This window comes from Syntrophobacterales bacterium (genome assembly GCA_019429105.1).
GTDB lineage: Bacteria > Desulfobacterota > Syntrophia > Syntrophales > UBA5619 > DYTH01.
On the sequence record JAHYJE010000010.1, the window covers coordinates 40,395 to 61,284 of the forward strand.

Annotated in this window: 22 protein-coding genes; 8 read left to right on the forward strand and 14 right to left on the reverse strand. The window is 53.2% G+C overall.

Annotated features, from left to right (window positions below; translation table 11 throughout):
- Nucleotides 1-39: 39 nt before the first annotated feature.
- The 5 genes from istB to K0B01_05045 all read right to left on the reverse strand — a co-directional run bounded on the left by istB (nt 40) and on the right by K0B01_05045 (nt 3,240).
- Nucleotides 40-807 carry an IS21-like element helper ATPase IstB gene (gene istB, locus K0B01_05025; protein MBW6485498.1) on the reverse strand — a complete coding sequence of 256 codons (768 nt, stop codon included), beginning with the start codon at nt 805-807 and terminating at the stop codon, nt 40-42.
- Nucleotides 804-1,295, reverse strand: coding sequence for a hypothetical protein (locus K0B01_05030; GenBank protein ID MBW6485499.1), 492 nt, complete (start codon nt 1,293-1,295; stop codon nt 804-806). Before K0B01_05030 ends, istB begins: the two co-directional genes overlap by 4 nt.
- Entirely contained in the window at nt 1,292-2,281 is a 990-nt protein-coding gene (istA, locus tag K0B01_05035; GenBank protein MBW6485500.1) for an IS21 family transposase, read from the reverse strand. Before istA ends, K0B01_05030 begins: the two co-directional genes overlap by 4 nt.
- The gene (locus tag K0B01_05040; GenBank protein MBW6485501.1) at nt 2,278-2,694 is read right to left on the reverse strand and encodes a hypothetical protein; all 417 of its coding nucleotides are present in this window, start codon (nt 2,692-2,694) and stop codon (nt 2,278-2,280) included. Before K0B01_05040 ends, istA begins: the two co-directional genes overlap by 4 nt.
- An 81-nt stretch (nt 2,695-2,775) precedes the next feature.
- The gene (locus K0B01_05045; protein MBW6485502.1) at nt 2,776-3,240 is read right to left on the reverse strand and encodes a hypothetical protein; all 465 of its coding nucleotides are present in this window, start codon (nt 3,238-3,240) and stop codon (nt 2,776-2,778) included.
- A gap of 211 nt (nt 3,241-3,451) precedes the next feature.
- Here K0B01_05045 and K0B01_05050 point away from each other — a divergent pair, with 211 nt between their 5' ends.
- Nucleotides 3,452-4,312 carry an OmpA family protein gene (locus K0B01_05050; GenBank protein MBW6485503.1) on the forward strand — a complete coding sequence of 287 codons (861 nt, stop codon included), beginning with the start codon at nt 3,452-3,454 and terminating at the stop codon, nt 4,310-4,312.
- 15 nt (nt 4,313-4,327) lie between these two features.
- Nucleotides 4,328-5,362: a 23S rRNA (adenine(2503)-C(2))-methyltransferase RlmN gene (rlmN, locus tag K0B01_05055; GenBank protein ID MBW6485504.1), complete on the forward strand. Its 1,035-nt coding sequence runs from the start codon at nt 4,328-4,330 to the stop codon at nt 5,360-5,362.
- 178 nt (nt 5,363-5,540) lie between these two features.
- On the opposite strand, the gene K0B01_05060 is transcribed toward rlmN, so the two are convergent.
- Nucleotides 5,541-6,245 (reverse strand): outer membrane protein assembly factor BamD, encoded by a 705-nt coding sequence (locus K0B01_05060; protein ID MBW6485505.1) that lies wholly within the window; start codon nt 6,243-6,245, stop codon nt 5,541-5,543.
- Between the two features lie 204 nt (nt 6,246-6,449).
- Between K0B01_05060 and K0B01_05065 the strand changes: the two genes are divergently transcribed.
- Entirely contained in the window at nt 6,450-7,163 is a 714-nt protein-coding gene (locus K0B01_05065; protein ID MBW6485506.1) for an MTAP family purine nucleoside phosphorylase, read from the forward strand.
- Nucleotides 7,164-7,241: 78 nt separating this feature from the next.
- Here the strand turns inward: K0B01_05065 and K0B01_05070 are convergent, their stop codons facing one another.
- On the reverse strand, nt 7,242-7,688 hold the full coding sequence (locus K0B01_05070) for a hypothetical protein (GenBank protein MBW6485507.1): 447 nt from the start codon (nt 7,686-7,688) through the stop codon (nt 7,242-7,244).
- A gap of 449 nt (nt 7,689-8,137) precedes the next feature.
- Between K0B01_05070 and K0B01_05075 the strand changes: the two genes are divergently transcribed.
- Complete coding sequence (locus K0B01_05075; protein ID MBW6485508.1) at nt 8,138-8,911, forward strand: enoyl-CoA hydratase/isomerase family protein; 774 nt, start codon at nt 8,138-8,140, stop codon at nt 8,909-8,911.
- Nucleotides 8,912-8,923: 12 nt separating this feature from the next.
- On the opposite strand, the gene K0B01_05080 is transcribed toward K0B01_05075, so the two are convergent.
- Nucleotides 8,924-10,189: a radical SAM protein gene (locus K0B01_05080; protein MBW6485509.1), complete on the reverse strand. Its 1,266-nt coding sequence runs from the start codon at nt 10,187-10,189 to the stop codon at nt 8,924-8,926.
- Nucleotides 10,190-10,330: 141 nt separating this feature from the next.
- Here K0B01_05080 and K0B01_05085 point away from each other — a divergent pair, with 141 nt between their 5' ends.
- The 4 genes from K0B01_05085 to K0B01_05100 all read left to right on the forward strand — a co-directional run bounded on the left by K0B01_05085 (nt 10,331) and on the right by K0B01_05100 (nt 15,236).
- Nucleotides 10,331-11,347, forward strand: a complete 1,017-nt coding sequence (locus K0B01_05085; protein MBW6485510.1) for a DUF3187 family protein — start codon at nt 10,331-10,333, stop codon at nt 11,345-11,347.
- Nucleotides 11,348-11,414: 67 nt separating this feature from the next.
- Entirely contained in the window at nt 11,415-11,567 is a 153-nt protein-coding gene (locus K0B01_05090) for a hypothetical protein (protein ID MBW6485511.1), read from the forward strand.
- Nucleotides 11,567-14,530, forward strand: coding sequence for a hypothetical protein (locus tag K0B01_05095; GenBank protein MBW6485512.1), 2,964 nt, complete (start codon nt 11,567-11,569; stop codon nt 14,528-14,530). Before K0B01_05090 ends, K0B01_05095 begins: the two co-directional genes overlap by 1 nt.
- A gap of 103 nt (nt 14,531-14,633) precedes the next feature.
- Nucleotides 14,634-15,236 (forward strand): molybdenum cofactor guanylyltransferase, encoded by a 603-nt coding sequence (locus tag K0B01_05100; GenBank protein ID MBW6485513.1) that lies wholly within the window; start codon nt 14,634-14,636, stop codon nt 15,234-15,236.
- Nucleotides 15,237-15,255: 19 nt separating this feature from the next.
- On the opposite strand, the gene K0B01_05105 is transcribed toward K0B01_05100, so the two are convergent.
- The 6 genes from K0B01_05105 to K0B01_05130 form a co-directional block, all read right to left on the reverse strand.
- Complete coding sequence (locus K0B01_05105) at nt 15,256-15,417, reverse strand: hypothetical protein (GenBank protein MBW6485514.1); 162 nt, start codon at nt 15,415-15,417, stop codon at nt 15,256-15,258.
- 57 nt (nt 15,418-15,474) lie between these two features.
- Complete coding sequence (locus K0B01_05110) at nt 15,475-15,918, reverse strand: hypothetical protein (protein ID MBW6485515.1); 444 nt, start codon at nt 15,916-15,918, stop codon at nt 15,475-15,477.
- Between the two features lie 114 nt (nt 15,919-16,032).
- Complete coding sequence (locus tag K0B01_05115; protein MBW6485516.1) at nt 16,033-17,349, reverse strand: TRAP transporter large permease subunit; 1,317 nt, start codon at nt 17,347-17,349, stop codon at nt 16,033-16,035.
- Nucleotides 17,346-17,894: a TRAP transporter small permease subunit gene (locus K0B01_05120; GenBank protein MBW6485517.1), complete on the reverse strand. Its 549-nt coding sequence runs from the start codon at nt 17,892-17,894 to the stop codon at nt 17,346-17,348. The genes K0B01_05115 and K0B01_05120 overlap by 4 nt, the downstream gene beginning before the upstream one ends.
- Before the next feature lie 196 nt (nt 17,895-18,090).
- Complete coding sequence (gene dctP, locus K0B01_05125) at nt 18,091-19,254, reverse strand: TRAP transporter substrate-binding protein DctP (protein MBW6485518.1); 1,164 nt, start codon at nt 19,252-19,254, stop codon at nt 18,091-18,093.
- Between the two features lie 326 nt (nt 19,255-19,580).
- Complete coding sequence (locus tag K0B01_05130) at nt 19,581-20,864, reverse strand: (Fe-S)-binding protein (protein MBW6485519.1); 1,284 nt, start codon at nt 20,862-20,864, stop codon at nt 19,581-19,583.
- Between the last annotated feature and the right edge of the window lie 26 nt (nt 20,865-20,890).

Consider the following 20,890-nt stretch of genomic DNA (forward strand, 5'->3'; position numbering starts at 1 on the left):
TGTTTTGCGGTGAACAGATCAAGCCAAGGTATTTACTTTTCAATCATCTGCTTTTTTTGCTTTTGGTTTCGTTCGATAGCTTGGCCCCTCCAAGATGATGACTTCCGAGTTGTTGACAAGCCGATCGGCGATGGCCGTGGCCACGGTGGTACTGTCGAAGATTTTTCCCCAATCAGCGAACGGAAGGTTCGTAGTTATGACCGTCGATTTTTTTTCGTGTCTGGTGCTGATGACTTGGAAGAAGAGATTGGAGCCTTCGCTGCCTAAGGGAAGATACCCTACCTCGTCGATGACCAACACATCCGGCGCCTGATATAGATGAAGCTTTTTCAGTAGAGAGCGGTCTGCCTCGGCGGCGACGAGGTGATTGATCATATCCATGCCTGTGGTAAACAGGGCGCCGACCCCGGCCTGGGTGGCGGCATAGGCGATGCACTTTGCCAGGAAGCTTTTGCCCGTACCGGTATGTCCGATGAAGATGATGTCTTTTTTCTGCGGGATGAAGCCCAGATCCAGTAGGTGTAATATCCGGGCTTTCTGTTTGGTTCTCGATATGTGGAAGTTAAAGTCGAACTGATCGATGGTCGGTTTTTCAAAGAGTTTTGATTGCTTGTACTTAATGTTGATCCGGTTTTGCCGCCTGTGTTCCAGCTCCAGATCGAGAAGCCGTTCGATGGTTTGCAGGATTGAGATGTTCTGTTTTTCAGCTCTCTCCAGGATTTGCGGGATGTTGTCCGCACAGGATCTGAGCCGCAGTGTTTTGAGCTTTTCCTTTACGGATTCGAGGGAGGACTCATTGGATGTCATTCTTCTTTCCTCCTTTTAAGGATGTAGGCATCGTAATCGGCCAATGAAGGTTCCGGCAGTCTGATATTGTTCAAGTCTTCATTTTTGAGCTTGACGGGCGGATGTTGTTTCGGCGGCGTTTTTCCCTGGCGGAGGATGTTTTCGATGTAATCGGCTCCATAAGCTTTATGGAGCATGGCTTTCCTGATGGCGCAAAGGAGTGAAACGGCGCCGTATTGCTCTTTGAGTTGCAGGAGTTTGAGGACGCTCTTCTTGATCAGTTGTCTGGCATTGACCAGTGCGGCAAGATAATCGACGGCTTCTTGCCCCAGGGATGACAAAAGGGCGATATCCCTGTCCTGCCATAATCGTTGGTGGAGCTTTTTGACCTGTTCCTGATGTGAGGTTAGCTCGATTCTTTTTTTCCGTTCCCATGACCGATGATGGACGGCAACCTGTTTTTCCCGGTGGTAAAGCGTCACCGTTGTTTGGTCCGCTTTGAGAGTCAAGTGTCTGCCGATCGTCCAGGGGGCGCCGTGTAGCTGTTGTCGTCAAAGCGGACAGCAAAATCCTGATGCACCAGGAGAGTGGCGCTTTCCCGGCAGTCGGGCAATAACGGCGGCAGCGGTCTCAGACTGACCCCGGCGAAACGGTCGATGGGTCTGTCCCCGGTGGTTTGATGGACTCTCACATTGCAGACGCCGTCCCGCCACTGATTGACCTGTCCCTGGACGTCCATCAGATCGCTGAAGGAACGCAGGGGCCAGAAGTTCTGGCGGAGGTAATCGATGCTTTTTTCGATTTTTCCCTTTTCCTGAGGAGAGCGGATATGACAGGCGCGAGGAACGATTTTGTATATCCGCAAAAAATCCAGGAAGGCGTCATTGAAACGGATGACGCTCCCGCAGCGCTCCGTGACGGCGGTCAGCATATTATCGACGACGATTTCTTCCGGGGTTCCGTTAAAGAAGTGGAAGGCGTTGAGCAATCCCTGATGAAGGGCTTCCTGCTTCTGGGAGTGGGTGAACTCTACGTAAAGCATGCGGCTGTACGATTCAATGACAGCCAAGGCGTAAAGCTTTCTGACGGATTTTCCATAAGTCAGGGCGCCAAAGTGACCCCAGTCGATCTGTAGTTGCCTTCCCGGCGCTGATTCGAAGCGGATGAAGGCCTCCCGGTTTCGGCCCTGCTCACGCTTTTTCTGGAGGTAAGACCGGACGATGGTGACCCTGCCGTCGAATCCCTCGGTTTTGAGCCTTTGGAGAACCACTGGGGCTTTGACAGCAGGAAACTCCTCCAGAAACGAATCAATCTTTTCCCGATAGGCATCCAGCTTTGACGCCTTGGGCTTCCTGTCGGAAACAGTACGTTCGGGATGATCGAGATACTTCTTTACGGTCTTTCTGCCGATCCTGAGTCGCTGGGCGATCTGCCTTGCCGAGCAACTTGCATCCTTGAGCCGGTGAATATCAAAAACAGTTCTTCTGTCGATCATGGCAACGCCCTCCTGTAATCCGCATACCGAAGAGATTGTCGGATGATCTGCGCCACCGCGGCAGGGTCTTCATCGTCATCGTCTGCCGGCTTCCGTTTGGTCACCGGGCGGGGAGGAAGAGCCAAAACCTGGAAGATGCGACTGTCGAAACCGATCAAATCCTTCCCGATCAATCCGTCCCGGGCGGCGATGTACTCATCGAGATTGATCTGCAAAAGGGTACAGATAGCGTCATAACTGTAGCAGGAAAGACCATATCTGTCCCCGGCCAGAATCAAGAACAGGTACAGGATGATCTCCTCCCGATCCAGAGAGGCCAAAAAACCGTCGGCCAGAAAGCGGTGGGGGATAAAGCTGAACCCGCCGGTGATCTTCCTGACCCTGTCCGCATTGAGAATCCTTTTGGCCAGCATGGGCTTGCCCTCCTTGTAACCGTGATTTTGTGTCAGGCTACACCGGAAGGAATCATTTTTCCATCGAGTCCTTTTTTGCAATCACTCACAACTTGTCGGTATCCCGTAGATATTTACTTTTAACGCGTCCATTTTTGCAATCACCGGTACCAGCCAGAATTGCCCGGAGAATGTTGTTCTGCTTGGCGTTCCGAGGTGTTCCGACGCGTCCATTTTTGCAATCATAGACCCCTTCATCCCCGGCGGATCGCCCCGGCCCCGGCTGCGGCGCCTTATGTTTCGCATTCTCTGGAGGTCCTGATTGCGCCTTGCCTTATCAGGATGTTTCTTCCGATATGCTTTCCAGTAATCGGGATGAACCCTGTACCAGTCCTGCCAGCATCTCTTCTGGTTGGCCAGGTAATCCGGATCGCCGCGAATCTTCTCCCTTTGCCACGCCGCCTTCCGAGCGCGCTGACAAACCAATTTTCCACAATACCGGGGATGCTTCTGCCGAGGATCGGGAATAAAATACCCCCCGCAATGACAACATGACACCTCTTCCATAATTCCACCGCCATCATTCTGGATGGCTGCTGTATATGCCCGGAATTAAAAGAATGAAATGGAATGAGAAGAATGATATGGTCTTTAGAAAGCTCAGAATGAAATGAGTGGACCTAAATGATCGGTGATGACGGTATCAATTTACTCCGGTGATTCTGGTAGGAAATTACGCCGGCGATGATACTTGGCATAAAATAAGCGGGGGAACGATATGCTTCATATAGAAAAAAGGCTTTCTTTGGCAGTTGTGGCGCTTCTGATCATGAGTGGCTGTGTCGGAAAAAGCGAATATCTCAAAAAACAGGCTGAGGCCGACGACCTTAAAAGGGATATCGCCACAGTTACAGCAAAAAACAGGCAGCTCCAGTTGGAAGTGGAAAATTTAATCAAGGGAAAAAAATCTTTGCTTGCCGCAGAGAAAAGCTTGCAGGCCAAGCATGAAAAACTTGCGGCTGACAGAAAAAATCTCGAAACCAGTTCGGAGGGGTTCAAAAAAGAGGCAACCATTGCTATAGAGCGCCTGCGCGAACAAAACGCCGAGCTTCTCGGAGACAAGCAGATGCTCAACGAGAGCATTGCCCTGCTTAGAAAAACCAAGGAACAGGAAGTAAAAAAGGTAAGCGGGACGTACGAGAACCTGCTCGAAAAAATGGATAATGAGATCAAGCAGGGACAGATTGCCATAACCGAACTCAAGGGGAAGCTGACGGTGGATGTTGTGGACAAGATTCTCTTCGACTCCGGGAAGGCGGAAATAAAGCCCGAGGGGCTGGAGGTGCTGGGCCGCGTGGTCGATATACTGACGACGGAAGCGGACAAGGCGATCCGCGTCGAGGGACACACCGACAATGTTCCGATCAAGGGCAATCTCGCAAAGCAGTACCCGACGAACTGGGAGTTGTCCGCGGCGCGCGCGCTCACGGTAGTGAGGTATCTTGAAACCCAGGGGCTCGACCCTCATAAGCTCGCAGCGGTTGCGTTTGGTGAGCACCGACCTGTTGCGGAAAACGACACCCCGGCAGGCCGGGCCAGAAACCGGCGAATCGCCATTGTTTTACAGCCGGAGGAATGACAGGGCCTGAAAAATATGACAGCAAAACCTAACATCAGGGATTTGTCCCTTGAAGAGATAGAAGCCCTGATTGTCGGGTTGGGAAAGGAGAAGTACCGGGCCCGCCAGATCATGAAATGGCTTTACAACGGCGGGGCAGCCTCTTTTGCAGAAATGACCACCCTCTCGCAGGAGTTTCGCTCCCGTCTGGCCGAACTGGCCCATCTTTCCGAACCGGCAATAGAAAGGCTCCAGGCGTCTGAGGATGGAACAAAGAAGGTCCTCTTCCGGCTGTCCGATGATTTTTTCATCGAAAGCGTCCTCATACCCGGACGCAACCACTGGACCGCCTGCATCTCAACACAGGCAGGCTGCGCCATGGGCTGCCGCTTCTGTCTTACTGGCAGCCTGGGGTTCAAGCGCGACCTGAAACCCTCCGAGATTACCGGCCAGATGACCATGCTGCGGCGCAATCTGCCGGAAGGACCAAATATCAAGAATATCGTCCTGATGGGAATGGGAGAACCGCTGGCTAACTATGACAACGTCTTGAAGGCGATCAAAATCCTGATTTCCGATTACGGGCTCGGCTTTTCCAGCCGCAAGATAACCGTCTCCACCTCCGGCCTCGCCCCGCTGATCAAACGTCTGGGCCGGGACATCTGCGTCAATCTCGCCATTTCCCTGAACGCCCCGGACAACCGCAAAAGGGACGAATTGATGCCGATCAACCGCAAATATCCCCTGCCGGAACTCCTTGCCGCCTGCCGGGAGTACCCGATGCCGGGAAGGCGAATGCTGACCTTCGAATACATTCTGCTTGCGGGCGTCAATGATTCGGTTGAGGATGCCAAAAAGCTCGTTCGCCTCCTCCGGGGGCTGCACTGCAAATTAAACCTGATCGCCTTCAACGAGTTCCCCGGCTCCGCCTATCATACTCCCACACCCGCGGCAGTTTCGACCTTTCAGCAGATTCTGCTTGATCACCATTACACGGCAATCCTGCGCGCCAGTCACGGACGGGATATTCTCGCCGCCTGCGGTCAGTTGAGCGGGCAAGCCTCCCCCTAAGGGCCTGTCCACAATTAACCCGGGCAAGATTGCCCTCAGATTTGGGTTGGATTTGGTTGCGGCGATTGAACAAAACCGCAGACGTAGCAGCGCTACGTTGAGGATTTTGTGATTGAGCCACAGCCAAAGACGGCCCAAAGATGAGATGCAAGATGTTCAGGCTATTTGTGGACAGGCCCTAAAACAACCACCAGCTTTTTTTCTTCTCCGGGGCGTTGAGATGGTTTTTCGCTTCGGTTATCAGACGATTGACCTTTTTATCATCAAGCCCAATATTGGCGTAGTCGCGCGCGACCTTTTCGAGACGTCGCAGCGAGGCCGCGTATTTCTTTGTTTTGAAATAGAACTCACCGATATATAACTCTTTTTCTCCCATGCTCTTTCGGCACTCCAGAATCTTCTTCCCGGCCAGCACAGAGAATTTGCTTTCGGGGAAACGCGCCGTCAGCCTTTCAAACTCCTTGATCGCCTTGAAAGCCTCGGAGTTGTCGCGATCTATCGTTGTCAGTTGATTCAGATAGCACATCCCGGTCTGGTACATGGCATAAGGCAGATTTTCGTTTGTCGGATGCAGATCAACGAATTCTTTATAGGCAAGCGCCGCCTCCGGATATTCCTTGCTGCTGAAAAAGGAATCGGCAACCCCCATCTCCGCCATAATGGCCAGCGGGCTGAGCGGATACTCCTCTTTGACCCGCTGAAAGAGTTCGATGGAACGCTTGTAGCTGCCGGCATTGTACTCTTCCAAACCCTGTTGATAAATGCTCTCGGGATTCGCCCGGGGCATTCCGGTTCTGCTTTGCCAGGGCAGCCACATTTTACAGCCGGCCAGCAAAAAAACCGCAATCAGGAGCGCCGCAAAAACTTTCTTATCATGAACCATCTCAACTTTTCCTTTCCCGAAGGGCTTATTCTTAATAATCCAACAGCTGTACCTTTTATAACCGCGCGAATGGGGGCGACTATTGCACAAAGAACGGGGATATGTCAATCAAGATTGACGTTCATCATTCAGCGAAAAGACGATTTTGACAGAAGTCCGGCAAGCTGGTATAAACCCCCTCGACGATCTCAGGAAAGGATAACCATGAAAACTCTCGGCATCATCTCTGGAACGGTTCTGCTCAACGGCCAAGGAATATTTTCCGACCTTCGCGAAGAAGCCGTGGAAACAAAATTCGGTCGAGCGGTGGTCTTTCATTCGGCGAGAGTGTTGTTAATCGCCCGTCATGGCAGCGACCCTGACTCTCATATTCTGCCACATCTGATCAACCACCCGGCCAACCTTGCCGCTTTGAAAAAGCTTGGGGCAACTGAGGTTATCGGCGTAAACTCAACCGGCACCCTGAAACTCCGTATAAAACCGGGGACTTTCGTTATTCCTGACGATTACATCCAGCTCGGCGCTGGCATAACCGCGGTCCAAGGAGAACCTGTTCATATCACACCGCGCCTGAATCAGGAAGTTCGACAGAAATTGCACCAGGCGGCCCATGAATGCGCCATAAATCCTGTTGACGGCGGAATATACTGGCAATCCGCCGGTCCTCGCCTGGAAACACGGGCAGAAATAGCGATGATCTCGCAATTCGCCGACATCATCGGGATGACAATGGCAAGCGAGGCAATTATCGCTCAAGAGCTGAATATCAGTTACGCATCTCTGTGCTCGGTTGACAACTACGCCCATGGCATCGGGAAACGCGAATTGACGCTCCAGCAGATCCTTCAGCACGCCCGTCTCAACACCGAGGCGATCCACCGCATACTGAACTGCTATGTAGAGCAGAATAGTCGGTGAAACCTTTGAAAAATGCCGCGTTTTTCATGTCGAGGACAGCGTTGCAAGCCCGTTTATCCTCGAAAATGGTAAGTGGGATCAGAAAGCGCCGAGTTGACAAGGCTTGATGCGAATTTTCAGATTCTCGCAGGCCTCGGAAACCGCCATTTTCGACAGCCCTTTTTCAGCAGCTATCTCCCAGGCTGACTTGCAGGAAAGTTTTTCTTCAACAAGCCGGGCGCGAATGGCGGCTTCAATATCCGGCGCAACCATCTTCGCCGGCCCAACCGTTTTTCCTCCGGGAAATTTTTCTTTGGGAAAGCCGAAAAGTCCAAGCTGACAGTTCTTTATCCTGATCTCCAAGAGATCAACAGCGACGCCAACCTCGCTCAGCGTAACCCCGAGTTTCGCGCTGATCACCTCGGCCTGCGCGCAGGCAATCTTCCCCTCAACGCTATTTTCCCGTATCGCCGCAGCCAGTTTCTCCTCAACAACTGTTCCCGAAGCATGTTTCGCCGCGTATCCCCCTGCATCCTTATGTGTCATTGCCAGCTCCTTTCTGAACATTGAACTTCGTTTTCCCTGTCATCCGGATAAATCGTTTTATACCCCTGCTCCCGGGCAAGTCGCTTTCTGCCTTGATATTGGCGATCATTCTACAATGGCAACTCTGTTTTATCAAGACAAACATCTTTTGCTTTCTTCGGCACCTTGAAGAAATATAGAAATATATGTTGACATTTCCGCGATGCTTCCGTTAGTTTGGCCGCCGTTCCAAGCTTAAGAAGGCCGGTCGTTTCGCACCTGGCGGCGACTTTTATAGGGAGAGGTAATTGCGAAACTCCGTGTCATGCCCGAGTGCTTTTGTCGGGCATCCATGATTTCAAATAGTTAAAAAATGGATTATGAACATTAAACTTCGTTTTCCCGCCCAGAAGCGTTGCGGGAATGACAGCGTTGGGAGTTTTGCAATTGGCTCGGGAGAAAAAAATTATATGTCCGAAAACCAAGTGCTGATCAGCCGGGAAAATGGCTTAGCGACAATAACCATCAATCGGCCCGCGGTGATGAATGCTCTGACCGCCGAAACCATGTCCACGCTGTTAGCCGCTTTCGCAGAGGTTGGAGCAGATCCGGACATCCGTGTCGTGTTGCTCCAGGGTGCCGGCGGAAATTTTACGACGGGGGCGGATATGTCTCTGCTGGGCGCCTCCGCCGATCCCGCGCAGTCATTTCAGTTTATGAAAAACACGGCAGGAGGACTTATCCTTGCCATCAAAAGAATTCCCCAGCCCGTTATCTGCAAGGTAAGGGGGAATGTTTACGGCTACGGCTGCGGGCTGGCGCTGGCGGGCGATTTTGTCGTTGCCGCAGATGAGGCAAGATTCTGCGAGGCGTTCGTCAATCTGGGCATATCCTTAGATGGCGGAGCTTCCTATTTCCTCCCCCATCTGGTCGGGATGGCCAAGGCCAAGGAACTGGCCCTTCTCGGAGATGTAATCAGCGGTAAAGAGGCTGCCGCCCTCGGGCTTATCTACAAATCCGTGCCGGATTCCGAACTCGACACAGAAACAAAGCTGCTGATTGACAGACTCGCCTCAAAATCAGCGAAGGCCATGAGCTCCATCAAGGAAACGCTGGAAAAGGGCTGTGATACCGACCTTGCTTCGGCCCTCGCCTTGGAGGCTTATCATCAGTCAACCCTGCTTGCCGGAGAAGAATTGCAAGCAGCGATCAGCTTGTTTCTGGAATCACGTAAAAAAGGCTGAAAGCTGCCCTTTTCATAGTCTCTGCGCCAGATAGATAAAAACCGGCAAAGGGGAGCTTCTTTTTATCTCTACAAACTCATTGATTATTTTTCTTCTCTGTGCCCTTCCGAAAAGCGGGGAAAGAAAAGCCGTGCCCCGATCTCGGGCCGTCGTCTCTGCGGAGAGCATTTTTTTTATTCCTTCCTTGTGAGCTTGCGGCAGCTCGCCTCCCAAAACAAAATTGCAACTGACCGTGACCCTCTGCCAGCCCCTGTTTACCGCCATCATTTTCCGAAAGGCCTCCTTCGTTTTTTCGGCGGTAAGCGGCTTTCCCAAAATTGACAGCGTTTCCTGATCAAACGACTCCAGCCCGATATTGAGAAACGTCCGGAAGGGCAAATTGTCGAGTGCGTCGAACAGGGAGCTTTTCGCCTTCAGAAAGGGATCAACGCTGCCGAAGAAAAAAAGATTGGCGGGCCCCTTGTGAAAGGATGAGGCAAGATTCAACCCTTCATAGGCCAGGCTTGCCGCGGTGATCAGGATTTCTTCCCCTCCCGCGAGCGCGTCGTTTTGCCCCAGAAGGATTGAATTATAATTTATCAGGTCCTCTCCATAGAAATCTTTCAAAGAGCTTATCTGCTGACGGATATTTTCCCTGTTGCGCACCTGCAGGGAATCATGCGCCGTGAATGTGCAAAACCGGCAGTTATAGTCGCAACCATCGGTAACAATAAGAGGAATAACCTCATAATCGACATCGATCGTATCCGGGGGAAGCACCGGCAGATTTGTTCCCATGATGCGGTACAGGAGCTCAGCCTCGACGGCCAGTCCCTCCCGATCGCAGGCGGCAACCTTGAGCAAGAAATCACGGGCCCGCCCGCCAGCCGCCGTCCCGGAAAGCCTGCCCGCCTCTTTGGCAAGTTCGCAAACAGACCGCAAAGCCTGCTTTACATGGCCTGCTTTCAGTGGATTAACCGGAAAAAGATCAAAATTATAGACGCCGTTGTAGGGTATATAGAAGTTCTTGATGAGATCATAATCGGCGTAGTCTTCAACGCCATAATAAATCAGTCCGTTTTTGTCGGTTCGCTTCAACATCTCCTGGGCGTCGGGCCAGACGCCATGCCCGCCCGTGATCCATTTCCACCCCCCGCGCAGATTGAAATCAAAACGATATCCGCGCCATTTGATCTTGACGGGTATGCCGTACCAGACGGGAAAGCTGAACTTGCCCCAGTCATCCCTCCCGGCGCAGTCAAACAATATCTCCACATCCTCAATCTGATAACGTTCCACTGAAAAACTCAACCTCCCTTCCCCGCCGCTTTTAGACCCGCTTCCGAAAACTTTCAAGAAGATAAAAATATCCCTTGACAAGAAAAAGCAGCCCACCTATACCCCAGGCCAAAGAAAACAAACCATTATCAAGGAGTTAACATGCAAAAAAAGATTGATATCGTTGCTTTAATCGCCTTCTGCCTGTTCGGGCTGACTTTACCCAACCCTGCCGCCGCCAGCGAGATGGCGCCTTTTGCCAGCATCAATCAAAGTCCCCTGGTGGGAATCTTTGGGCTGCCCGGTACGGGAAATTTCATCGTCATGGCGCCGGGGCAAACAGAGGTAGGTGTTAATGCCGTATTATCGAGCAATTACACAACCAATGACAATACGCGGGAGGCAATCATCCTTGATGGAGAAACGACCAAGTTTACCTTGATGGCAAGGCACGGTCTTTTGCCCCGCTGGGAGGTAGGTGTAAACATCCCCTATATCTCTCAAAGCGGGGGTTTTGGGGACAGCTTCATTGAGAGCTACCATGGCGCCGTCGGCCTTCCGCAGGGAGGCAGGGATCTGGCGCCGCACAATCGTTTGCTCTATCTATATCGCCGCGACGGCGTCACCCGCCTGCGTGTTGATTCTGCTGATTCCGGCGTGGGCGACATCTCCTTGACCAGCGCCTGGCAACTGTACCAGTCTGGAGACCAGGATAAAGACGGATTGGCCTTAAACATCAGTCTCAAACTGCCCACTGGCGAAAGCGATTGCCTCCAGGGAAGCGGCAGTACGGACATCGCGTTGTCGCTGACAGGGGGGTCGGAAGCCAAATTTGAGTTCGGCAAATGGACCACTTACGGCTCTTTGGGCGCGCTTTACATGACAAAGGGCAAGGTGCTGGCCGAGCAACAGAAAAATTGGGTCGTCTTCGGCAGCCTGGGCTTAGGGTGGAAGACTCCTCTCCCCTGGCTGGGGCTGAAGGTGCAGGCGGATGCCCACACGCCCTTTTATCGCGACAGTGATCTGAAAGAAATATCTGCCAATTCAGTTCAGTTGATCGCCGGCGGGACGCTTTTCTTATCGGACAAAACATCCCTCGATGTCGGCGTGGGAGAAGACATTGCCGTCGGAACCGCGCCGGACGTCAGTTTTTACCTGACTCTGCGGCGCCACTTTTAGCAAAGCGACGATAATCCTGCCCTGAAAAAGCATTGCCTTAGCAATCAATTTCAGGAGGATTCCATACATGCCAATACTTGGCGGCAAAGAGAGTGGGGATAATCCTCTTTATCAGCGCAACGCTCCATGCTATACTTGCCTTGCTGGTAAATTACGGATGAAGCAAGGGAAAATGGCAGTCTTGGAAAAAATTAATGTTTCAGCAAGAAAGGCTGTTTAATGCTTCTCCCATACAATGGGGAAATATCAAATATCATTTGTCTTTTCGCCCATTGCGGAAAGGATGAAGACGAAGGCAGCCGCATCTACCAGATAGCCGCACAGCCGCTCTCTCCCAAGGGTGAAGGGGAACCGTTCTCGTCGCCGGTACGGTACAAAAAAACGACGGAGCGGGACTATCGCCTCTCGGGCGTCTCCCGCGATATCCTGCAGGGCGCCCCTACCTTTGCCGATGTCGCCGCTTTTCTCTTCCCCCTGTTTCGGGAAACAAATATCGTTGTCACGCTGAATCCGCGGGAGGAAATAGAGTCGCTGCTGGCGGTTTACGGGAACCCCCGCGTGGTCGATCTGCGGTTCGCCGCCGAATTCTTTCTGCCCCATGCCAACACCGCCTCGCTTAAATCCCTGTGGGAATACCTGCACGGGAAAAAGCGGGAGAAGTTTTCCTTCAGCGCCGAAGAGGCGCTCCTTCTTTCAGTCGAGCTGCTCAAACATCTATCCGGTTTTATTCTCAATCCGGCGGAATTCCCCCCGGCCGCGGCCCTGCGTTTCTACCTCCGAAAAAGTGAAACCCTCTTCGGCGATCTTTTTATCGGCCTGAACAGCAACTTTCAAAATTATTTCGGAGAGCTTTTCAACCCCGGCAGCGGCGACGAAACGGACGACTGGAAAGGTTTTCTGGAAAAGGCCCCGCTCAAAATACCTGTTCCCGTTCCCGAGGAAAGGCGAAAAAAGGTTTCCCTGCCCCATATTGAAGATATCTATCGGGCGCTCTCGGCGAAGACGAAAAACTACGTAATTCGCCCCCCGCAGATCGCCTACGCCAAGCACGTGGCAACCGCCCTCAACGAGCGCGAGGTGCTCACAATCGAGGCGGGAACAGGGACCGGAAAAACCCAGGGCTACCTGATTCCCACCATGGAGTTTCTGGCAAAAAACCCTGGCGCCCGCATAGCTATCTCCACCTACACGAAAAACCTCCAGGAACAGCTCGTCCGGCGAGAGCTCCCGCTTGCCGCCTCCCTCAAGCCGACCTACAAAAAAATACCGGTCGCGATGTTGAAGGGCAAATCGAACTACCTGTGCGCCGAGAAACTCGACCATCTCTATGAAGAGGCGCTTTTTGGAAGCAGATTGCTGTTGTGGCTCTATTTTGTCAATAAAATATATTATTTCCGGCAGGTGGGCGGCGAGACAACCGGAGAAAGAATCCGCTTTCATCTCAACGACGGCTTTTTTTTCCGCCGCCTCCAGCATGAAATATCGGCCCGCAGCGGCTGCTCCCGCCACCATTTACGCTGCCCGGCCCAGGTAATCGTCGCCGAGGCCCTGAACGCCCGTCTTATAATCACCAATCACCACAAGCTGGCCTTGCTGAACAAGGATGGGGCCTTGGCGGGAATTTTCGGGAACTGCATCATCGACGAGGCCAATCATTTCGAACAGGCCGTCCGCGGCGCCTTTGCGCTGGAGGTCTCGTCGCGCGAGATTTCCGACTCCGCAACCTATATCGAAACGGCGCTCCGGCGCATCCCGCCTTCCCAGGAAAGCCCCGGCGTGAAGGCCGCCGGCGAAGCGCTTGACGCAATTAATGTTCTTCGCGAAGAAATGTCGGCATTTTCTTCAGTTATCTCGTCAGTTCGGGGTGCTCTCGCTGGCGGCAAGGCAACTATCATCCCCGCGGAATATCCCTCCTTCCGAAAAGGGCGCTTGAACTGCCAGCTTCTCGATCTACGGAAAGCCCTCAAAAAAATAGCGGTCTGCCTCTCATTTTTAAAGGACGATGAATCATGCCGGCAGCTCGGCATCCGCCCCCGGACCCTCGAACGGTTGAGGACGGCGCTGCAGGACATGGAGGAATATGGCGATACCATAAAGGCCATCGCCGACGCCTGCGAATCTCCTGAATATGTAACCGCGGCGGTGCTTTACGTTCACCACTGGAGCGTTTCCACTCAGGCGGTAGAGGTGGCGGACATTCTCCGCACTCACCTCTACAAAATCTGGGACAGCGTGATCTTCACCTCGGCCACTCTTCGTCAGAATGAGAGCTTCGCCGGCTTCATGAGTATTGCCGGCATGTCGCCAAAGAAAGCCCCATCATCCGGAACAAATCCGGAAGATCCTTCCAGCGCCGACAAGCGTAGAGTTCTTCAGCAGGAGCTGACCAAAAACATGACAGATGCTCGGCAAACAAAGGTTAATGGCGATGATATTGCTCCGGCAGGTGAAAATGGCAAAAATTGCGCTGCCGGACTGGAGCCGGCATCCAGCCCTGTTCCGGATTATGATCAGGAAGCTGCGCTTGCCCGCCTCCGCGAGAATGAAGGCCTGGACGTACATCCTTGCCGAGGGAATAACAAACAGGGGCGGGATTTTCGTTTTGAGGCGATCCCCTCCCCTTTTGCGCCCGACGCCTTTGTAATCAGCGTGCCTCCGGAGGCCCTCAGCGGAGCTTATGAAAGCAAGGAATTCTGGCTGTCCCGGGTCGCGGAGCTGCTTCCCGGGCTTGTCCGCGAAAATCGGGGAAGAACCCTCGTTTTATTTGCAAGCTACGGAGATCTCAAGGAAATAGCGGCACGAATCGGCGACGATATCCGCGCTTCCGGCTACCCCCTTCTCCTTCAGGAAAGCGGCGTTTCCACGCTCGCTTTGGTCGATGAATTTCGGGAGATCCGGGAAAGCGTCCTTTTCGGCGTGGATTCTTTCTGGTTCGGGGTGGATTTTCCCGGCGACACGCTGACCCAGGTCGTTATCACCAGGCTTCCCTTTCCTCACCCGCAGGACCCGCTGCAGATCGCCCGCCGCAACATCCTGACCGAAAGGGAGTACTGGCAGCGCTACCGTTACGAAACGGCGATCAAACTCCGCCAGGGCATCGGCCGCCTGATCCGCTCGGAGGCGGATAGCGGTCAGGTGGTTATCCTTGACGCCCGTTACCGTAAATACCATGAGAACAGGTAAAAAAAGAAGGATCGAGCGTCAATGCAGCGTTAGTGAAGCTTATTCAGGAAGAGTTGGGAAGCAAAAAGAAACGTAATCAGATCAATATCGAGAGTGCGCAACTATGGAACAGAAAATGACCGGGGTGATTCTCGCGGGGGGGAAAAGTAGCCGCATGGGAACGAACAAAGCGTTCTTGAAGATAGCAGAAGAGAGACTGATTGACAGAAACATCCGTCTTTTAAGGAACATTTTTAAGGACGTGCTGATTGTCGTCTCAAATCCGCAGGAATATCTGCTGAAGGAGGCAACAATCGTTACCGATATCGTTCCGGGAAAAGGAGCGCTGGGCGGCATTTACACAGGGCTTTTCTTCGCGCCGGATAAATACGCCTTCGTCATGGCCTGCGACATGCCCTTTTTAAATATTAGTTTTGTTGAATACATGGCAGAAAAGGCGAAAGGCTGCGATATTGTTGTTCCTTCTCCTCCGGATGGCCTGCAGCCGCTTTGCGCAGTTTATTCGCGTGCCTGCCTGCCGGCAATTAAGAATCTCCTTGATAAAAACAGGCTGCAGATAAAAAACTTCTACCCTGGCCACAAGGTTCTGGAAATCCCCGCCGCCACGCTGAGCTCTTTCGACCCGCAGGGAAATATGTTCACAAACCTCAACACACCTGAAGACTTCGCTGCCTTTGCGCAATCAGGACTTTCCGAAGCAGGCTGAATTACCGACGGGGCCGATTTCAACTATCGATGATCACTTCATCCTGCTTCTCTTTATAATCCTTCATTACGTTTTCCCAGCCCTTGAGGCAGCCGTAGATGACAAAACCGATCGTAGCAACCACAATACCGAGACCGAAAAACAGCAGGGTATTGGCGGGAATGGTAAACATCTGCGTCATCGCATCTTCTCCTTCTAATTGATTACGGAACCGATCAGCGATAAGGCCCACCGGTCTTTATATTCGCACCATCTTCAGCAGGGGGTTCCTTTTGCGTATCCCTGCTATAATTTCATCCAACTCTTTGTTTCTTCCGTGGCAAAATAAATAACCGCTCTCCTTCGGCAACTTGAGTTTGAGAAAACCGAATCCTCCGGAAAACCGGGACCCCTCTACTTCGCGGATATTTTTCGCCGGCAGCTCCAGCCGCCGCCTCAAGCTTTTCAAAACCACCTGCCCCTCGAAATCGAGGGATATATGGTAAAACAGACCCAGGGACCAGAACCAGGTGAACAGATAGAAAAAGGCGATCATGAACGCGTAGAGCTTGTCTCCCATGAATTCACCGTGCTGAAACTTCTGGTAAATCAGCGGCACGGTGGCAACGGTCCAGACCAGCAACACCCCGTAGAAAACAGCCATAAAAAGCACAGGGGCTTGAAAAACAGTCTTTTGTTCCATCCTTCTATCCAATGACAGCCGCATCCTTATTTTTAATCGGTGCGGCGGCGGGAGAAAAACCCGTCGCCGCACCCCTCGCTATCTGCAAAACGACTTGCGCCAACTGCGCGTCGCTCAGTTCCCCATGAGCACCTTGGGCACCCAGAGGATGATATCCGGGAAGATCATAAGCAGAACCAGACCGACGAACTGAAGCCCCAAAAACGGAAAAGCCGATTTCCAGACGTCCACCGTGGAAACGCCCGGCGGCGCCACGCTCTTCAGGTAGAAGAGCGACATGCCGAAAGGCGGTGTCAGGAAGGACATCTGCATATTTACGGCGAAGAGAACCCCGAACCAGATCGGATCGAACCCGAGTTGCCGGATGATCGGCCCAAAGAGCGGGATCGTCAACATGATGATCCCGACCCAGTCGATGAACATCCCCAGGAAGATCAGGATCAACATCATGATCCAGAGGATTGTCCATTTCCCGAGGCCCGAGCCGAGAAGCATGGAGTTCACAAAATCACCACCGCCCACCATGATGTAGAGCGCGATGAAGACGTTCGCCCCGAACATGGTCCACATGACCATACCCGTGGCCTTGATCGTGTTAACCGCCGCCTGAACGAGTTCATTCCAGGGCATGCGCCCCTTGATCTTGGCGATGATAAAGGCCCCCAGACAGCCGACGCCCGCCGCCTCCGTCGGGGCAGCAATCCCGACAACGATCGTCCCGAGGACGAGGAAGATCAGGATCGCGGCGGGAATGATCGGGAGCGCCACCTTAAACAGGCCGACCCAATCGAGCCGCTCTTCCTTGGGGACGGGGGGACCGAGCTTGGGGTTGATGTAGCAGCGGATCGTGATGTAGATCATGTAAATCCCCGCCAGCATGAAACCCGGCAGGATGGCGCCTGAGTAGAGCTGGCCGATGGAGGAATTATCCACCATGCCATAGACGATCAGCATGACGCTCGGGGGGATCAGGATACCCAGCGTGCCGCCGGCCAGAATGCCTCCCAGCGCCAGCCCCTTGTCGTACTTGCGGTTGAGCATCTGCGGCAGGGCGATCATGCCCATCGTCACCTCTGTGGCCCCGACGACACCGGCCATCGCCGCCATCATCGTGCAGGCGGCAACCGTCGCCGTGGCGACGCCGCCCTTGAGCCAGCCCAGCCAGTGGTAAACCATCATGTAGATGTCCTCGATGACCCCGCTGCGTTCGAGGATGTTCGCCATCAGGATAAAGAGCGGAATGGCATCCAGCAGGTAATTGGTCATCAGGCCGAAGATCCGCGTCGGCACGACATTGACCGCGGACGGACCCTGGAAGATCGCCGTAAAGAGGATGCCGACGAATCCGGTGGCAAAGGCCACCGGCAGACCCAAAAACATTACAAAAATCATGCTCCCGAAAAGGAGGATGGTTATCCACTCAATGCTCATTTAAATTCCCTCCCTGTAAAGGCCAGATGGGCGTCCCGGATGGTCCAGACAATGCCCTGCAAAAGCAGCAGCACCCCGCCGAAAGGCATCATGAATTTGACGGGATAGAGGGGCGGCGCCCAGTCGGTGAAGGAATTCTCGCCGATTAGGTCCATGCCGAACAACGTGTTTCCCGCGCTCATCATCTGGGAACTCCAGTAAAAGTTCCAGGAGGTCCAGATATAGACCAGAACAAAGCAATAGAAAAAAACGCTGGTGATCAGATCCAGGATCGCCTTGGTCCGGGGAGTTCGGGTCGCGTAGAACACATCGACCCGCACATGGGCCCGCCAGAAGTGGGCGACGCCCACCACCATGACATAGTACATCGCGAACAGGCTGAACATGGTTTCATGCCCCCAGTTCGTCGGCATGCCGAAGACGTAGCGCATAATCACCTCGAAGGAGATCACGACCACGCAGATCAGCGATACATAGGCCATCATCCTGCCAACGAAAAAGTTGGTCTTCTCGACGGCCATCATAAAGGTCCTCAATTTGTCCATAACATCAACCTTCCTCTGTTCTTTTTCCTGTTCCCTTGCAGGTTTTTGGGCAAAAGCACGGGTTCTTTGCCCACACAAACCGCGCCGTCGCAGCGCCCTTTCCGCGGGGTAAGCCATCCTTTGTCCAGCCCCTGAAAACCTTTCATAAAAAATGAGGGAGAGGGAAATTTTCCCCCTCCCCCTCTTGGGACGGGAATCAGATAACCAGTTTTTTGCCCTTGCTATCCACCATATCCTTGTCGGTGTAGTAGGCCACCTTTTCCGACTTCATATATTCCCACTGGGACTTGAATGCCTTCATCGCCAGCGGATCCTTCTTTGCCCATTTCACCCAAAGCTCGGGGGCGAATTTCCGGAATTTTTCGATATCGGACTCCTTCAGGTGAATAACCTCGACACCCTTGGCCTTGTACTTGGGAATCGCTTCGAGGTTGGCCTTCTGGATCGCCGTGTAGTGATCCCAGGAATGCCACTTTACCGCCATCTCCAGAAGCCCCTGCAGGTGCTTGGGGATCTTCTTCCAGGAATTCATGTTGATATTGATGCTCATTAAGTCAACAGGCTGGTGCAGACAGGGCGTGGAAGCGGGACCCATGATGATGTACTTGGCAATTTCGGCAAACCCGAGGTTGTAGTTGATCGCCCATCCGACATAATCGGAAGCGTCGATCACGCCCTTTTCCAGTGCCGGATAGACCTCGCCGCCGGGGAGCAGCACCGTGGAGACGCCAGCCGCCCGGTAAATGTCGGCAATGATTCCACCCGGATAACGGATTTTCTTCCCTTTGAAATCCTCGAAAGAACGGATCGGCACCTTGGAGTGGATCAGGTTGTCGTCGTGTTGAATCGGCCCGATGTAATGCATGTTGTGCTTGCCATAAGCCTCGCGGGCAATTTCCTTGCCTCCCAGCACATCGTACCAGACGTCCCACTGATCGGGGCGATCCAGGGCGAAGGGGTACGAGGAAAGGAAGGTGGCCACCGGGATCTTGCCGGGCCAGTAAACGTCGAAGCAGTGCATCGCGTCGAACACCCCGGATTTAACCGCATCGAACATCTCGAAGGTGCCAACGAGGGCGCCGGCGGGCAGACATTCGACCAGCAACTTGCCTTCGGTCACTTCGGCAACCTTCTTCCCGAAGTCCTGAAATTTTACATACCCGACTGTACCCGCATCCCAGCCGGTCTGCATCTTCAGTTTGATCGGCGCCGCCGCGGAAAGACGCATGACCCCCGGGAACCCCATAACGCCTGCCGCGCCTCCGGCCACAACTGCCGCCGTCTTCAAAAAGTTACGCCGAGATTCCTTACCCGCGCCCTTTGCCTGTTCCGCATTCTTCTCTTCTTTGACTTTGCTCATAACTCTCCTCCTTGTTTTGTTATGTTGCAATTCCATTCCGGCATGAAAACCGGAACTCCCCATACTGCACTTCAGCTTAGAGTTTAAAGTTGGCTTAACCGTTCGTTCCACGTTCTTCTTACTATCAGTCATAGGCTGCGTCAAGCCTTAGATTGACCGGACGTCAAAACCAAATGACATCGGAGGCAATTGCAAAACTCTCACATTCTGTCATTCCCGCAATGATTTTAAGCGGGAATCTGGTTCTAACTGCTTGAAAAACCGTATTCCCGATAGAAGCATTCGGGAATGACAAATAGTTTTGCAATTGCCTCATCGTTTAAAAATTATTGCAGGGCCTTCTGCAATAGCTGCACCGTATGGACCACCTTGATCGCCGGATCGAGGTGGTTGGAAATGGTCAGACTGCATCCGGGGCAACCGGTCGCACAAAACTGCGCCTTCGTCGCCTCGATATTGTCGGTCTTGCGCTTGGTGATCTTTGCCGAGATCTCCGGATAGTCGATCTGAAAAGAACCGCCGCCGCCGCAACAGTCGATCGCCCCGTTCATTTCCACAAATTCCACGCCCGGAATCGACTTCAGCAGATTCCTCGGCTGTGCGCTCACCTTCTGGCCTTTCGCCAGATGGCAGGGATCGTGATAGGTAACCCTGATCTTTTCGCCGGCCGGCTTCATCGCCGGGAGCCACTCCTTATGAGAATCGATGAAAAGACTGACATCCTGAACCTTGGCCGAAAGCAGCGCTGCGGCCTTCAGCTCCTGGTCAGTCACGTCTTCACCCAGCTCCTGCAGCTCCTTTAAAATAGGATGGTACTCATTTTTTAACGAGGCGCTGCAGGTGGCGCAGTCAATGATCACCGCATCCACATCGTCCCGCGCAAAGAGACGCAGATTTTCCCGGATTACCTCGATTGAGGCCTTCCGCTCTCCCGAAAAGAATACCGGCAACCCGCAGCATCCCTGATCCTTCGGGATGATTACCTCTACTCCCATCTTACCCAAAACATCGACCACCGCCAAGCCGACGTCGCCGTAGAGGTACTTGGTGGCGCAGCCGTGGAAGTACAACACCCTGGCATTCGTCTTCCCTTTTTGGGGTTGAACCACCTCCGGCACCATCTCGTTGAAGGGCTTTTCATTCAGCGGCGGAATCCGTTCGACACAAAGAGCACCGGCATTGAGCCTGGACTCAATCCAGGCCCCGCCGAAATTGCGCCGCGCCCACTCGCCAAGCGTAGCCGAGGCCGACATCATCCAGCGACTGGATAGCACGCTGAACATCGCCCGCTTGCGCCAGTCGGCGCCGTATTTTTGCATTGCGCGCCAGCGAACGCCGGAAAACAGGCTCACCTGATCGACGCCGCTCGGGCAATTGGCAACGCAGGAACCACAGAGAAGGCAGGTTGACAAAAACGCCTTTTTGACCTCCTCTGTCAGGCTCAGGTCGTTTTCCAGCATTTTTTTTGTAATCTGCACCTTGCCGCGGGGACTGGCATGTTCCATACGGATTTCCCGATAAACCGGACAGTGGGCCGAGCATAACCCACACTTTATGCAATGATAAACGTTTTCCGCCGTATCATTGCCGAGCAATGCCTGCTGTTCCATAATAAGCGTTTCCCTCACTTTCCTGC